The sequence below is a fragment of the Rickettsia endosymbiont of Ceutorhynchus obstrictus genome, assembly GCF_964026565.1.
In the GTDB taxonomy this organism is placed as follows: Bacteria; Pseudomonadota; Alphaproteobacteria; order Rickettsiales; family Rickettsiaceae; genus Rickettsia.
Genome location: NZ_OZ032162.1, coordinates 214,364 through 229,573, shown reverse-complemented (window position 1 = coordinate 229,573; position 15,210 = coordinate 214,364). Strand labels below are relative to the sequence as shown.

The following is a 15,210-nucleotide window of genomic DNA, read 5'->3' as shown; positions in this document are numbered from 1 at the left end:
AAACACCGTCATTGCGAGGAGGGACGTAGTCCCGACGTGGCAATCCAGGAAAAAATTAGTACAAAATGCTATGTAAATTATTATTTTCTAGATTGCCGCGCTCCCTTTGGTCGCAGCTTTGTTGCATGGCTCAAATTTTCGATGTCATTCTAGCTAAAGGCGGGAATCCAGAAAATGTTTAAGCGAATTATATAGTAAATTTTTATATAATTTTGTTTATTTTAAGTGTTTTTTCTAGATTCCCGCTTTCGCGGGAATGACATACTGCTGCTTTTATCGAGCCATGCAACAACGCCTTCAGTCGCTCGCAATGACTACATCTACTTTGACTTAGCAATGCCTAGATTATATTACAAAGATCGCTTGACAGCTGCCGGTAATTACATTATATTCCCTTATTTGTAGTTAAGTTTTAAGGTATTTGACTTATGTCTCGTAGGTGTGAGCTCACTGGGGTGGGCGTTTTGTACGGTAATAATGTATCTCACTCACAACGCAAAACTAGAAGGCGTTTTGAGCCTAATTTAAGGTCCGTTAAATTTATAAGCGACGTAACGGCGCAAGAATATAGATTATCGGTAAATGCAAAGTGCATACGTTCGGTGGAAAAAGCCGGCGGTTTTGATGAGTATATGATAAAAGTATCTAATGATGTTTTATCCGACAACGCAAAAGTTATTAAAAAGAAAATAATTCAAAACAAACTAGCGAAAACATTATGAAAAGCGGCATACATCCGGAATATAAAGAGTTTTTAATTAAGATTAGTAGCGACACTTTTAAAACAATGTCGGCTCATCCTACCGGCGAAATTTTAATGGATGTTGATTATAGAAAACATCCGGCATGGAACAAAGATATGGGAAATATTGTTAATCAATCTAATAAAAGTGTTAGTGACTTTAATAAAAAATTTTCCGGTCTTTCTTTTGGGATGACAAAAAAACCGGAGTCAGAGTAATAATATAGCTTTAAATAACTTTATATATTTAAAACTAATTTCATTTTATCCATACTATAGAACTATTAATTAATAGTTTATTATCGCGGGGTGGAGCAGCCCGGTAGCTCGTCAGGCTCATAACCTGAAGGTCGTTGGTTCAAATCCAGCCCCCGCAACCAAAAATTCTTTATCCATAATTGTAAAAATATCATTCTCGTGAAGCATTGTTGCGTGGATCGGAAATTAATAAAAATCCGTCATGGCGAGCGAACTGCGTGGCTTTGGCCATCCAGGCTATCCGGCAATAGTAATGAGGGATTAATTAGAATACCAAAAATTTATATAGGTGGCAAGTTTAATATAAAAATACGTTTATACTTAGATGGCCACGGTGCCAAGAGGCACCTCGCCATGACGGTACGATATCCACGCAACAATGTCATTCTTAGCTAAAAGCAATTTTGTTGCATGGCTCCAAATTTATAGCAAATTTCACGATGTCATTCCGTGATTTATTCGGCGTTGTTGCATGGATCGAAAATTGCTATATTTTGGGTATTCTTTAAAAGTACCGCGATGTCATGCCGTGGCTTGACCACGGCATCCAGTCAGGTTTTTTAATTTTTTCTGGATACCGTGGTCAAGCCCACTATTGTACGAACGTTTAAATAAAGAGGTAAAAATTCTGTCATTCCGTGGCTACGACCACGGAATCCAGCTTATAATATCATAAAAAGATTCTAAAATAAGTCTAATATGGCTTTATTTTCCTGGATGCCGTGATCAAGTCACGGCATGACACAGCCTTTTTTCAACGTTCGTACAGTAGTGGGTCAAGCCACGGTATGACAAGTTTTAAGCGATTTTAACCATCCATGCAACAACGCCGGATATCCGACGCGGCAATCTAGGCTATCCCGAATATAATGACATGGGTGTCAACTTAAGAGAGCGTCATTGCGAGGAGCCGTAGGCGACGCGGCAATCCAGATATGCTAAACTTGTTTAGCATTCTAATTTAAATCCCTCATTACATTCGGGATAGCCTGGATTGCCACGCCGCTTACAGCGGCTCGCAATGACGATTCTAGTATCCACACAACAATGCCTACTCACGTAGCATTGCTGCATTCATGTTAATTAATTATACAAAAACCTCAATATTATTATGAGTATTGATAAAGTTACTAAACTTTTTCGTCAGCAGGCACAATTTATTGCCGGTGCAATGCGTCCAAGTCAGATACCCAACTTCTCTCTGCCGGAAATTGCTTTTGTCGGTAAATCAAATGTCGGTAAATCAAGTTTAATTAATACTTTATGTAATAACAAAAATCTTGCTAAAGTTTCTAATACCCCGGGACGTACTCAACAAATTAATTTCTTCAATCTAGCGGAAAAGCTTATTATAGTCGATCTTCCGGGCTATGGCTTTGCTAACGTTCCTCTCTCCGTTAAAAATCAATGGGATATATTAATTGCTCACTATCTGCAAAATAGCCTCAATCTTAAATTAGTGAATTTGTTAATCGACTCAAGAAGAGGAATAAAGGAGCATGATAAGAAAGTTGCAGAATTATTACTTTCTTATAATAGGGATTTTCAAATTATTTTTACTAAGTCGGATAAAGTAACTCATCCCGAAAAGCTTTTTACCGAAATACAGAATTTTCTTGCAACTTTAAACTACTCATGTAATGTAATGTATGTAAGCAGCAGGAGTAAAGAAGGTGCAAGAGAACTTAAAGCTAGTTTGGCAAAATGCATCAAATCGTAAAAAAAAGGAAACTGAAAATATTCCTTCTTTAAAAAATATTATCACAATCAAAGACATAATAAGACGTGGTAACGAGATAAAAGATCAGGTTATAGTAGTAAAATTATCGTCAACAATTATTAATAATAATGAATTATTAACGGCTTTTGCCGAATCTATTCAACTACTTGAGATGTGTGGTGCTAAAATATCTATAATACATGATCATATCGATTTAGAAAATTCGCCGTTAAAAACACTAGTTGAAGATAATCTTAATGATAGAATCGGAGCAATGGCTCATAATAATCCTATTATTATGGAAATGATCTTATCCGGTTATGTTAATAAACTTATTGTGTCAAAGCTTTGTAGCGTGGGGTGCTATGCTATCGGTATTTCCGGTAAGGATACTAACTTACTTCAAGCAAAGAAATCTAAATTATCGCATCGAAGAACCACAAATCAGGATGTTATAGATATTGGTTTTATAAGTGAGCCTATAATGATTAATCCTGAAATTTTATTAAATTTTGAAGATAATAATATTATACCGGTTATATCGCCTATCGCCAATGATGAACAAGAAAACACACATTTATTAAATGCCGACCTTACAACCGCCGTAATTTCTTCTGCTTTAAGCGCAGATCATTTAATATTGCCGTATGAGTCATCAAAATCTCTTGCGCCTGATATAAAAGCGCAAGATGTTAATGTATTTAAATCAATGTTAAACGATAATAATAATTTTATAAAAGCGGAATTAATCGAAATTGCAGTTAATGCAATTGAAAATAATATCGGCTGTGTGCATTTTATAAGTAATACCACTCCAAATTCAGTGCTACTTACTATGTTTACAAAATATAAATAATAGTTTTAAATAAGAAAGGTAATTTATGGCCGGCAATTTATCATCCGATCCTTTATTTGTAGGGTTAACTAGACCGGCGATGATATTCGGGGTAAGCATAAAATTTGCAGCCTTAAATATGATAACGTCTATGACATTATTTATTTGGAATAACGGGATTTCTGTTTTATTTGTTGCCGGAGTCTTGCATTTAATCGGTTATATTATATGTTTTAAAGAACCGAGATTTATAGAATTATATTTAAATAAGCTGTCAAGAACTAGCCAATGTCCTAATAAATTTTATTATGGAGCAAACTCATATAGTGCTTGAGTGTAGCATTGTTGTTTGGCTCAAATTTTCGATGTCATTCCCGTGAAAACGGGAATCCAGACTTTTCATTGTCATGCTGAACTTGTTGCAGCATCTTTAGTAGATCCTGAAATAAATTCAGGATGACTATAATTTTTCTGGATTCCCACCTACGCGGGAATGACATAGGGCAGCGGGAATGACATAGGGCAGCGGAAATGACATAGGGCAGCGGAAATGACATAGAGGGCAGCGGGAATGACACCGAGGAGTTTGAATAATTCACGCCTCACTGATAATAGTATAGTCAAAAAATATTCAGGTTAAGTAATGAAGTTATTTAAAACCAAAGCTGCCAAAGAATCAAAGGCTAAACAGGAAAAGTCAGCCTCTCATTTTATTCCCTATAAATGCCACTGGGATAGTAATACTATCCTTACTAAGAATAATGAACTTTTACAAGTCGTAAAAATAAACGGTTTTTCCTTTGAAACAGCTGACGATGAAGATCTCGATATTAAAAAAAATATTCGGAATGCTTTATTAAAAAACATGTCATCCGGTAATATCATAATGTATTTTCATATTATCAGAAGACGTAAAGCCGTGATATTTGACGATACTGAATTTACATACGACCCGACAGTAAAAGTACCGAATGATTTTATAACTTATTTAGGCGCGGAATGGCGGAAAAAACACGCCGGTGCTAGGTCATTTTTTAATGAGCTATATGTTAGCATTTTATACAGACCCGATACCGGAGGTGCGGCTATTGTTGAGTATTTTATTAAGAAACTAAGACAAAAATCTAATAAAACCGCCTGGGAAAATGATATGAAAGAGATGAAAGAAAATCTCCAAGAAATGTCTACCAGAATAGTTAATACTTTTAGAAGCTATGGAGCAACATTGCTCGGCACACGTGCCACCGATAAAGGTTCTTATTGTGAAATTTTAGAATTTCTTTCTTCTCTTATAAATTGCGGTGATTCTCCCGGTCCCGTCGCTTTACCGAGAGGCCCTATCGATCAATATATTCCTACTCATAGATTATTTTTCGGCTCTAGAATTATTGAGTCAAGAAGCCCTGTCGGGAAAAAGTACGCCGGTATAATAAGTATTCTTGAATACGGCCCTTCTACTTCTGCAGGAATTTTTGACGGTTTTTTACAAATGCCTTTTGAATTTGTCATGACTCAAAGTTTTGTTTTTGCCAACAGAACGGTAGCAATAGGTAAAATGCAACTGCAGCAAAATCGAATGATCCAATCCGGTGATAAAGCAGTGTCGCAAGTTGCCGAAATCTCGCAAGCACTTGATATGGCGACCAGCGGCGATATCGGGTTCGGTGAACATCATTTGTCGCTTCTATGTTCCGCAAATAACCCTAAAGCTTTGGAAGACATATTGTCAATGGCTTCAGTCGAACTTTCTAATTCCGGTATTCAACCCGTTAGAGAAAAAATTAATATGGAACCTAGTTATTGGGGGCAATTGCCGGGAAATATAGATTATATAGTCCGCAAATCTACTATAAATACTTTAAATATGGCTAGTTTTGCTTCCCAACATAATTACCCTTTAGGTAAAATTAAAGATAACCATTGGGGAGAATACGTAACGGTACTTGATACTACTTCTGGTACGCCTTTTTATTTTAATTTCCATGTAAGAGATGTCGGACATACTTTAATTATCGGACCTACAGGTGCCGGTAAAACGGTCTTAATGAATTTTCTATGCGCCGAAGCTCAAAAATTTAAACCTCGAATGTTCTTTTTTGATAAAGATCGAGGAGCCGAGATATTTATTCGCGCACTGAACGGCGTTTATACTACGATCGATCCGGGGATAAAATGTAACTTCAACCCTTTACAATTAGACGATACTAGTGAAAATAGGACATTTATTTTAGAATGGCTAAGAGTTCTAGTAACTTCTAGCGGAGAAAGCTTAACGGCTCAAGATAACAAAGTGTTATCTCAACTAGTAAGCGGTAGCTTTAGGCTTGAGAAAAAAGATAGAAGACTTAGTAACGTCGTAGCATTTTTAGGAATCGATACCCCAGATAGTTTAGCAAGTCGAATTGCTATGTGGGTCGGTAAAGGCTCTCATGCAAAAATATTTGATAATGAAGAAGATAATATTGACTTACAAAAAGCCAGAGTATTCGGTTTTGATATGACAGAATTACTAAAAGACCCGATTAGCTTATCGCCCGTATTGTTATATATCTTCCACCGAATTAATATTTCTTTAGACGGGCAAAGAACAATGCTTGTACTTGACGAAGCTTGGGCTTTAATTGATAATCCGGTATTTGCTCCTAAAATTAAAGACTGGCTAAAAGTTTTACGTAAATTAAATACTTTTGTAATTTTTGCTACTCAAAGCGTTGAAGATGCGGCAAAAAGTAGGATTAGCGATACGTTGATACAGCAAACGGCTACACAGATTTTTCTACCTAACCTTAAAGCAACCGATATTTATCGCACGGCTTTTATGCTTAGTCAGCGTGAATATACTTTAATTAAAACTACCGATCCGACAACACGTTATTTTTTAATAAAACAAGGAGTAGACGCCGTAGTCGCTAAAGTTAGTTTAGACGGTATGACTAATATAATTAATGTCTTATCAGGCAGAGTTGAAACCGTCTTGCTACTTGATCAAATTAGGGAAAAACACGGTGACGATCCTGAAAAATGGTTACCTATATTTTACGCAGAAGCAAAATCACTATAACTTATTTATGCATAGATACTTTATTAATTTGAAAAATCGTTATTATCAGAAGTCCGTGTTACGTGGATTATTTTCGATGTCATTCCCGCAAGGCATTGTTGAGTGGATACCCAAAACGTCATGGCTCACCGCTGCAGGTGTTGTTGCAGGGCTACCGGAATCGTCATTGCGAGGATACACAAAGTGCCGACGTGGCAATCCGGTTAAACATATTTTTATACTAAACTTGTTTAGTATTCTAATTAAATCCCTCATTACATTCGGGATAGCCTGGATTGCCGCAGCCACTTCGTGGCTTCGCAATAACGGATTTTTATTAATTTTCGAGCTATGCGACAACGCCGCTGCTGCAAGCTTTGTTACAATCCAGAAAATAATTGTCATCCTGAATTTATTTCAGGATCTACTACAAGAGATGCTGAAACAAGTTCAGCATGACAAAACTAGATTGCCACGTCGGCACTTTGTGCCTCCTCGCAATGACGTTGCAGATACTCACACAACAATGCCTCACAGGAATGACATATCGGAGGCACGCATTACGTCATGAAATTTTTTCCTCATACTATAATTAAAATTTTGATATTAAGCTGCACGTTAAATTTCAGTGGTATAAATAACGTATCTGCCGACGATACGCTTGATACTATAACCAGTATTCTAACCGGTTTGACTTGTGAAACTCAAGGAGTGGGGAATTTATTACGTTCTGAATTTTCTCATACTTGTATACCTGCACCGTTTTTTACTTTTGCGATAATGAATCTTGTCTCCCCCGTACTTTACATGAATACGTTTTTACGCCTAAAAATAAATGATCACAAATTGTTCGATTCACAATTTCCCGGGGGACAATGTACTCGCCAAAATAGAGCCGATCCTGATCCTGACAAGCTCGAATTAACTTTCGGTTTATGTAGCAACGCTAAATTAGTTGTAGTTCGAGCAAAGGCAGTCGCAGATTCCGCTATTGCTATAGCTAAGGCCGTACTTACCGGCAGTGACCCCTGGGAAGATATTAAAGATTCGTGGAAAAATAACGAAGCAGATTATCACAATATATATACGGCTAAGCCCGGCGACGGTGACATAATGATTGATGTAGGTTTTCCGGTTATACCGTGGAAAGTTATTCAAGACAATGACCGTATATGTGTGTCCACCCTTGGTGTTACCGGCTATGTACCGGTAGGATGTAAATATATCAGGGAACCTTTTCCGAAATCTATGTATTCAAACTTTATGGATATAAGCGGTGATTCTTCAACTCTTTCTGATTCTACCGATCCTACCGATCCGTTAGCATTAGTCGAATGTAGTTCAGCAGCAGATGGAGGATGTTATCAAAGAGCGTATAATAACTCAAAAACTGCCGTCGTAATAACCGCTCCTTTAATAGAATGTATTAAAGAGATGACGGCAAGGCTACTAATTAGCAGAGACGTATGTAGTTTTGACGATATTAATCAGGTAATTACCGATCCGTCGAAAAGAAATAGCAGCGCTTTATTTCAGTTTCAAGTAAATATGCATAAAATAGTTACGGCTCTGTTAACTCTATATGTCATTTTCTTCGGTTTTAAAATAATTCTTGCAGGAGAAGTACCGCCAAAAGCGGAATTCATAAATTTTATATTGAAAATGTTATTTGTAACTTATTTTTCAATAGGTATCAATATAACACCCGGCAGCACATCTAACTATGATCGGTTAGACGGAATGATTCAATTTGTTTTTCCTTTTTTGCTTGACGGCATAAGCGGGCTTGCGAGTTGGGTAATGAATGCGTCTCCGTCTGATTTATGTAAATTTAACGGCTCCGATATTCAATATGATAGTAAAATTGCTTATATAGCTTTATGGGATGCATTAGATTGCCGAGTAGCTCACTATTTAGGTCTTGATATGCTATCTACTTTATATGTAGAAAATGCTTATAAAAGCCATGATTTTAAGAATTTTGATTTTTTTAGCTTTAGCGCACCGCCTTATATTTATTTATTAATTCCGGCTATAATTTCAGGGAATATGATGCTTGTCTCAATTGCCCTTTCTTATCCGCTATTAGTAATTTCGGTTGCAGCATTTATGGTTAACGCTACCGTTATGTGTATGATATCGATAGTAATACTCGGTATTTTGGCTCCTCTTTTCGTACCCATGTTTTTATTTCAATATACGCGCGGTTATTTTGAATCGTGGGTTAAGCTCCTAATATCGTTTTTACTACAGCCTATGGTTGTAACAACTTTTATGATTACTATGTTTTCGGTTTATGATTTTGGTTTTTACGGTCAGTGTAAATATACCAATAAGTTAATACATAATAGTATAGAAAATGTAGCCCAAGGCGGAGGAAAAACAAGCCGAGACGTATTAATATTTTATATTGATAATGATTGGAATAAATATACCAAAGAGGAAGCGGATAGCTGTAAAAATAGTTTGGGTTATATGCTAAATAACCCCCTTTCCACAATGTTTGATTTCGGTAAAGATAGTTTAGATGAGATAATTACGGAAAAGCCCGGTGCTACCGAGACGGATAAATATTTAGCTAAATTTCAATTTTTATCCGGTATTATTTTAGGACCGGGGATGTTTTTTATATCACCGAAAGTACTTTTTGAAAAAATCAAAGATATTCTTTTAGCATTGATTACTGCCTGTTTCACTTTGTATTTAATGTATAATTTTAGTAGTCAATTAGCTGAATTTGCTGCTGATATGACGGAAGGAGTTTCCCTTAGCAATGTTGCTATAAAACCGCAAGCAATTTTTAAAGCCGCTATGGCAGGACTAGCAGCGGCGGGTCAAGCAACTAAAGCCTTAGACGGCATAGCAAAAGGCGGCGGTAAAGCCGGAGAGTTCATGAGCGGCAGCGGTGGAAAATCAAGAGACAATTTAGCAACAAGCGGCGGTGGCGGTGGCGGCGGCGGTAGTACCGTGCCGACCTCAGGCGGTAACAGTTCAGGGAATGTTAAAGCACCGACTTCTAGCGGTTCCGGAGGAGCAACTTCTTCTTTTGACAATATCAGCAACGATACCGGAAGTTCTGCTAATGATTCTTTTGCTAATATGAGAGCTTCTATTGCCACACCTTCTAGCTTAAAGTCACCTGATATTGCAACTTCGCCGACTAGTTTAGATAATAGTAAAGAAGAGAAAAAAGACCCTATAAAAGATGATACAAACAAACTACCAGAATCTCCAAAACAAGAAGAGCGAATAAAGAGAACCGGCGAAGCCGATAAATTTGAAGATTTATCCGGACAGCTCAATATCGAACGTAAAACAGAAAGTATAAAAGAAGATACACAAGATAATATTTCTACTAAGAAAAAGGCATATGGCTTAGCCGACAATAAAGACTTAAATGAACAAGAAAGCCATGAAAAGCAACAAGGAGAAGCAGGGTTTATAAAACAAGAAAAACGCAACGCTGAAATTCGTGAACGAAAAGTAGCCGCGGAGAAAGAAAGAGAAGAGTTATTACGCAGCGGCGGAGGAAGAGCCGGACCTAATAGTAAAAAAATAGATAGCGGTTCTAATGAAAATTCATAAAATTGCAAAAATTTTTATTACAGTTTACTTAATGTTTAGCACATTAAATAGCTTTGCCGGTACCTATGGCGAGTCTTGCTCTCCTTTACCTTTTACACCGGATAATTTTCTTGAGCAAACTGCATATGGTCAAGTAAGGCGCAGTGTTGCCGGTAAAGGTTTAAGCGGCACCGGTTATTGCGATGCTGATAATTCTAGCTTTAAGCTTTGTATTAGAAATGGTTATTCAAGCGGATCATGTGTTATAGATATAATTAATGAAAATGCTTCCAAAACTCTTGGCTCAGTAAGCCCAAATGAGCCAACTTTAGGAGGAAATCCATTATTAAAAGATATTATTTTAACGGTTAAGAGATCGGGGACACATGATTTATGTCTATTTATGCCGACCCCAAGAGGACCGACACCTATAGCATGTAAGACTCTAAACAGCTCTACTCCTCCCCCTTCTCCTCCGATTCCTGATTGTAGTAATGTCGGAAAAAGCTGTTACATGCAAGAAAATCGTAGTCAATCGTTACTTAATTTTTCCGGTCTTGCCGTTGATTGTTTAAAAGAAACGCTTGATAAAGTATTTTTTAGAGAAACTAGCTGCACCCCTCAAGATCAAAGTATTAGTATAACTAACCTTAATTCCTTCCCTATATTTCAAGGATATTTAAAAAGCACTATCGGTGCCGCATTAATTCTTTATACGATGTTTTTCGGCTTTAATATGATATTAAATAAGGATTATGCAAATATCGATAAGATAGCAATTTTTGTTATAAAATTTTTATTTGTTACTTATTTTGCTATCGGTCTTGGACAGATAACTTTGCAGGGCGGTAAACCGTATCAAGAAAACGGCATGCTCAAATACGGTTTACCGTTATTAACGGGAATTGCACCGGAATTTGCTCAAATAGTATTTAACGCCGGCGGCTCGCGAGGTTTATGTGAATTTGACACGACAAAATACCCTTCCGGCTATCAATTTTATGCCCTATGGGATGCTATTGATTGCCGGATAGGTTATTATCTGGGTATGGATTTACTTTATAATATCGATAGCGGCGGAATTTTAAGCAATTTTTCCAGTACTACTAACGGTAAAGGCAATAATAGTCCCATACCGGATTTAGGCACGCCGGATTCAAATAGTCCCGAAGATTTAAGCAAAATAGGATCACTTAAATTTTTTACGGTTATGTTTGGATTTTTTATGGCGGGAAATATTATAATATTAGCATCAGGATTATTATTTTCTATAATATTTTTATCGATAGTCTTATATTTTATAACACATTATTTAGTATGCTTAATTACCATATATGTTATGACATATATCTCTCCTATATTTATTCCGATGATGTTATTTACTAGAACAAAAGCTTATTTTGATTCATGGCTAAAAATTTGTTTATCTTGCGCGCTGCAACCGGCGATAATAGCCGGTTTTATAGCATTGTTGCTTACTATGTACGATTCGGCAATATATAAAAATTGTGAATTTTTAAGGCATGATTATGCAAATAATAATATTAAATTCAGTACTTTTGAACTAAGGCTACCGGATAGCGATAAAACTCAATGCCAAAATAGCTTAGGATACAAATTATTACAATATTATGCAGGACAAGGATGGGAAGAACATTTGTTAATACTTTTTCCTATAAAATCAATTGTTAAAGACATAGTTTCTATTCTTGCCGAACTTCTGTGTGTATTAGTTTTTTCAATTATTTTTTACTATTTTTCCAAATCTATCGGCCAATTTGCCGCTGATTTGACTAGCGGACCTAATATGGATGCAGTAACGGCAAGTCCGACTAAAATTGTCGATTTAGTAAAGCAAGGAGCGGCTTTTGTTAAAGATGCGGCGCAAACTGCACAAGGTAAACCGCCTGCAATGCCGGCACCCGGAGGCGGAGGAGGACGCAGCGGCGGACCGCAAAGCGGTGATGCAAATTCTGCAAGCGGCGGCGGTGGCACTGTTAGCGATCTTGCATCCGGAGGAGGTAAGTAAAATAATATGCAAGGTAATTTATTAAAAGTTTTAGGTGTGGTTGCAATAATAGCAACGTTAGTGTGTTTTATTCTTGCAGCACTCGCTATGATAGGAGCCGTTAGCATGGGCAACGGCTGTTTCATGAGATATGACGATAGCGGTAAAGGCGGAATGGATGCTATTACCGATACGGTCACACTTAACGCTACTGGCAACTATTCTAATATCTCTACTCCCAACGGCACGAGTAAGCTTATTCCCGATCCTAATCGTTACGGAGAATGGTTAAATACTAATATTTCGGTTCAGAATCAGCAAGTACTTAAATTACAAATAGAGGGACAACTTAGCTTATGCCTTGCTTATATACCGAAAGATAATTTACAATTTACGGAACAAACAAGACCGGGTAAATCTAATTTAGATGATAACGGTAATCAAATACCTATCCCTCGCGTTACGGATGTTAATACCCAACCGGTATCTTTAATAATTGATGCTAAAAATGCTGAATGGCGTAACATCGCCGAATTATATAATAATGACCGAATTATAGTTTCTATTTCACCGAACTATAACGGCGGTGTAGCGGATGCGTTTAAAAATACCGTTGTTACGGCAGATTGTACTCAAGGTAAAACTACCTATAGCCCGATATGCGGCAGATATTCTGTTTATTCAGGTGAATATACTTCTGATTGTAAATGGCAAAATGATTATTGGAAATGTAATTATCATCATTATTGTGATAAAAGTTTTATGGGAGGGTGCGCATTAGGGTGTCCTTGTACCTTAGGAAAAATATGCTGTGGAGAAGATATATGTGATTCATGCGGGGCATGGATAAATATTACTAGTTCGATGCCTGATCCCTATAAAGATGACGGAACTTTTACTGTTCCCTGGTCCGATGATTTAAGTAAGTTATTTACTGATTTTTTAAATTTAGAATGCGCTAATAATTCTAGAATACCACCAAACGGGCAATGCCCTGATATAGTTACTGACCGTAACCCGAAAAATTTAGATTTTATAAAAGGAAAATGTAATGGACTAGGTGGATGGATTGCCGGCACATGCCAAGGCACCGTAGAAGAATCGCAGCTTTCAAAATTAAAGTATTTTTGGTATACGGCTGACGGTAACGGCGGTAAGGGATCCACAGGCTTGATATGGCAAATGAATTCTTCCGGAACGGTAGATAAAAATATCGGTACTACCCAATTTGCTACATTTGTAGATCCTTCGGATCAACCGGCCGAATATGGCGATATTTACAAAGTTATCTATAAGACACCTTTTTTTAATACTAAAGTCTCCAAAAGTTACTTACAATACCGCCTTTGGAGTCCGCCATCGCAAGATGCTAGTAAAAACACGGGAGGATATGTTTTAAATATTAAACAAACCAAATGTTATAGAGAAAACGGTAATAGTTTCACCGATGTTTTTACCGATCGCGGTAAAGTACAATATATAACGGTAGCTTCTGCCGAAAATCCAAATTCTAGCGGCAAATCTTACTCACCCTCCGGAATTGACGTTAAAAAAGGTAAGGCAACAATTACCGTGGGCGGCGAGGGTTATTTATGGGTGAGAATTTTAAATGATCAACAAGATTATAAAAACAGCGAAGGCAGCTATCAAGTGAAGTTTTCTACTTCCCAGCAAGTAGGAAGCTTTACTATTAAAGTCATGACGCCCCTGCTCACATTATTTAAAACTAAAGTCCAAAGCGCCGCTGAAAGTATTTTTCAGAATATGGTTTGCTATAATAGAAGTGATAGCTCTTCTTGTACTAATTTTTTCAATTATATTAAAGCAATGCTAATCCTATATGTTATGGTTTACGGAGCGATGTATTTACTTGGATTTGTTAAAATAAATCAACAAGAATTAGTAATTAGGATAATAAAGATCGGTATTGTTAGCGGACTGATGAACAGCAATACTTTTGAATTTTTTAATAATTATCTATTTAATGCGATCACCGGTTTTTCCGATGAAATCATTTCTAATATGAGCGGATACAGTTTATTTACTTCTACTAATACAATTTCTAATCCGTTTATGTTTTTAGATGCGGTAATGAGTAAAATATTTTTTAGTCAAACATTTATTGCTCAATTACTAGCGCTACTTTCTTTGGGACTTAGCGGAATAATTTACTTTATCATTGTTTTTGTTGCTATAATGATTGTAATTATTACGGCTCTTCGAGCTGTTGCCGTTTATATTATGGCATTTATGGCCACTTGTATATTAATCGGTATAGCTCCTTTATTTCTTACTTTTATGTTATTTGATTTTACCAGATATTTATTTGATAACTGGGTAAGATTTACACTTAGATATATGCTTGAACCGGTAATTCTGATGGCAGGCATTATCGTACTTACTCAATTATTCACAATTTATTTAGATTTTGTTTTAGGATATAGTGTTTGCTGGAAATGTGCATTAGCTATAAAAATTCCGTTTGTCGGTATAGCCGGTCTTGACAATAATTTACTTAATGTACCGATTTTTTGTATTAATTGGTTTGCTCCATGGGGAATGGATTACAATTCCGGTATGATGGGTGTTAATATGCAACATATCATCGCTTTAGTAATTATTGCTTACGGTATGTACGGCTATGTAGAATTTTCCGGTGAGATGGTAGCAAAGTTAACGAGCGCTACCGGACCTTCGGCAACAAAAATAGGCGGAGCAATGTCGGACACAGCTGAAACCGGAGCATTAAAACAAATAGGAATGGATAAAGAATCGAGAGCTAAAATTAAGCAGGGAGCTAAACAAAGGTTAAAAACCAGGAATAGCACGTTGGACGAAGCTCAGAAAAATCGTAATACTACTCCGGAAAGTAAAAAACCGGAGGATAGCGGTGAAGAAAAGAGTGATAAGTAAGGACGTATTGCTTGGATGGATTTTTGCAAAGTGTTTCGGTGTCATGCCGTGGCTTGACCACGGCATCCAGTCTTTTTATTAAGGTTTTTCTGGATACCGTGGTCAAGTCCACTACTGTACGAACGTTGAA

General features: G+C 36.8%; 14 protein-coding genes and 1 tRNA gene. 12 read left to right on the top strand and 3 right to left on the bottom strand.

Annotation, left to right across the window (positions count from 1 at the left end):
* Positions 1–202: 202 nt before the first annotated feature.
* Positions 203–337, bottom strand: coding sequence for a hypothetical protein (locus AAGD64_RS01395; RefSeq protein WP_341793587.1), 135 nt, complete (start codon positions 335–337; stop codon positions 203–205).
* Positions 338–428: 91 nt separating this feature from the next.
* Here AAGD64_RS01395 and rpmB point away from each other — a divergent pair, with 91 nt between their 5' ends.
* The 7 genes from rpmB (at position 429) to AAGD64_RS01360 (ending at position 3,889) form a co-directional block, all read left to right on the top strand.
* Positions 429–722 carry a 50S ribosomal protein L28 gene (rpmB, locus tag AAGD64_RS01390; protein ID WP_341789597.1) on the top strand — a complete coding sequence of 98 codons (294 nt, stop codon included), beginning with the start codon at positions 429–431 and terminating at the stop codon, positions 720–722.
* Positions 719–961, top strand: a complete 243-nt coding sequence (rpmE, locus tag AAGD64_RS01385) for a 50S ribosomal protein L31 (protein ID WP_253308096.1) — start codon at positions 719–721, stop codon at positions 959–961. Before rpmB ends, rpmE begins: the two co-directional genes overlap by 4 nt.
* Positions 962–1,045: 84 nt before the next feature.
* Positions 1,046–1,122 (top strand) — tRNA-Met (locus AAGD64_RS01380).
* 52 nt (positions 1,123–1,174) lie between these two features.
* Positions 1,175–1,396: a hypothetical protein gene (locus tag AAGD64_RS01375; RefSeq protein ID WP_341793586.1), complete on the top strand. Its 222-nt coding sequence runs from the start codon at positions 1,175–1,177 to the stop codon at positions 1,394–1,396.
* 715 nt (positions 1,397–2,111) lie between these two features.
* On the top strand, positions 2,112–2,720 hold the full coding sequence (gene yihA / locus AAGD64_RS01370; RefSeq protein WP_253308097.1) for a ribosome biogenesis GTP-binding protein YihA/YsxC: 609 nt from the start codon (positions 2,112–2,114) through the stop codon (positions 2,718–2,720).
* Positions 2,674–3,576 (top strand): acetylglutamate kinase, encoded by a 903-nt coding sequence (locus tag AAGD64_RS01365; RefSeq protein WP_253308098.1) that lies wholly within the window; start codon positions 2,674–2,676, stop codon positions 3,574–3,576. The genes yihA and AAGD64_RS01365 overlap by 47 nt, the downstream gene beginning before the upstream one ends.
* Positions 3,577–3,601: 25 nt before the next feature.
* On the top strand, positions 3,602–3,889 hold the full coding sequence (locus AAGD64_RS01360; protein WP_341793585.1) for a type IV secretion system protein VirB3: 288 nt from the start codon (positions 3,602–3,604) through the stop codon (positions 3,887–3,889).
* Positions 3,890–3,923: 34 nt separating this feature from the next.
* Here AAGD64_RS01360 and AAGD64_RS01355 read toward each other — a convergent pair whose 3' ends face one another.
* A complete protein-coding gene (locus tag AAGD64_RS01355) occupies positions 3,924–4,154 on the bottom strand; it encodes a hypothetical protein (RefSeq protein ID WP_341793584.1) in 231 nt (76 codons plus the stop codon).
* Between the two features lie 44 nt (positions 4,155–4,198).
* Here AAGD64_RS01355 and AAGD64_RS01350 point away from each other — a divergent pair, with 44 nt between their 5' ends.
* Positions 4,199–6,616 carry a VirB4 family type IV secretion/conjugal transfer ATPase gene (locus AAGD64_RS01350; RefSeq protein ID WP_253308100.1) on the top strand — a complete coding sequence of 806 codons (2,418 nt, stop codon included), beginning with the start codon at positions 4,199–4,201 and terminating at the stop codon, positions 6,614–6,616.
* 45 nt (positions 6,617–6,661) lie between these two features.
* On the opposite strand, the gene AAGD64_RS01345 is transcribed toward AAGD64_RS01350, so the two are convergent.
* Positions 6,662–7,000: a hypothetical protein gene (locus AAGD64_RS01345; RefSeq protein WP_341793583.1), complete on the bottom strand. Its 339-nt coding sequence runs from the start codon at positions 6,998–7,000 to the stop codon at positions 6,662–6,664.
* Between the two features lie 31 nt (positions 7,001–7,031).
* Between AAGD64_RS01345 and AAGD64_RS01340 the strand changes: the two genes are divergently transcribed.
* From AAGD64_RS01340 to AAGD64_RS01325, 4 genes are read left to right on the top strand one after another with little or no spacing between them, the layout of a single operon-like run.
* On the top strand, positions 7,032–7,166 hold the full coding sequence (locus tag AAGD64_RS01340; RefSeq protein ID WP_341793582.1) for a hypothetical protein: 135 nt from the start codon (positions 7,032–7,034) through the stop codon (positions 7,164–7,166).
* Positions 7,163–10,180, top strand: coding sequence for a type IV secretion system protein (locus tag AAGD64_RS01335; protein WP_341793581.1), 3,018 nt, complete (start codon positions 7,163–7,165; stop codon positions 10,178–10,180). Before AAGD64_RS01340 ends, AAGD64_RS01335 begins: the two co-directional genes overlap by 4 nt.
* Positions 10,167–12,188: a type IV secretion system protein gene (locus tag AAGD64_RS01330; protein WP_341793580.1), complete on the top strand. Its 2,022-nt coding sequence runs from the start codon at positions 10,167–10,169 to the stop codon at positions 12,186–12,188. The genes AAGD64_RS01335 and AAGD64_RS01330 overlap by 14 nt, the downstream gene beginning before the upstream one ends.
* Positions 12,189–12,194: 6 nt before the next feature.
* Entirely contained in the window at positions 12,195–15,080 is a 2,886-nt protein-coding gene (locus tag AAGD64_RS01325) for a type IV secretion system protein (RefSeq protein ID WP_341793579.1), read from the top strand.
* Positions 15,081–15,210 lie beyond the last annotated feature (130 nt).

Excerpts from the sequence above, each read along its gene's own strand:
- rpmB (WP_341789597.1), top strand. The coding sequence starts at position 429 with ATGTCTCGTAGGTGTGAGCTCACTGGGGTGGGCGTTTTGTACGGTAAT.
- rpmE (WP_253308096.1), top strand. The coding sequence starts at position 719 with ATGAAAAGCGGCATACATCCGGAATATAAAGAGTTTTTAATTAAGATT.
- yihA (WP_253308097.1), top strand. The coding sequence starts at position 2,112 with ATGAGTATTGATAAAGTTACTAAACTTTTTCGTCAGCAGGCACAATTT.
- AAGD64_RS01360 (WP_341793585.1), top strand. The coding sequence starts at position 3,602 with ATGGCCGGCAATTTATCATCCGATCCTTTATTTGTAGGGTTAACTAGA.
- AAGD64_RS01350 (WP_253308100.1), top strand. The coding sequence starts at position 4,199 with ATGAAGTTATTTAAAACCAAAGCTGCCAAAGAATCAAAGGCTAAACAG.
- AAGD64_RS01345 (WP_341793583.1), bottom strand. The coding sequence starts at position 7,000 with ATGACAATTATTTTCTGGATTGTAACAAAGCTTGCAGCAGCGGCGTTG.
- AAGD64_RS01340 (WP_341793582.1), top strand. The coding sequence starts at position 7,032 with ATGCTGAAACAAGTTCAGCATGACAAAACTAGATTGCCACGTCGGCAC.
- AAGD64_RS01335 (WP_341793581.1), top strand. The coding sequence starts at position 7,163 with ATGAAATTTTTTCCTCATACTATAATTAAAATTTTGATATTAAGCTGC.
- AAGD64_RS01330 (WP_341793580.1), top strand. The coding sequence starts at position 10,167 with ATGAAAATTCATAAAATTGCAAAAATTTTTATTACAGTTTACTTAATG.
- AAGD64_RS01325 (WP_341793579.1), top strand. The coding sequence starts at position 12,195 with ATGCAAGGTAATTTATTAAAAGTTTTAGGTGTGGTTGCAATAATAGCA.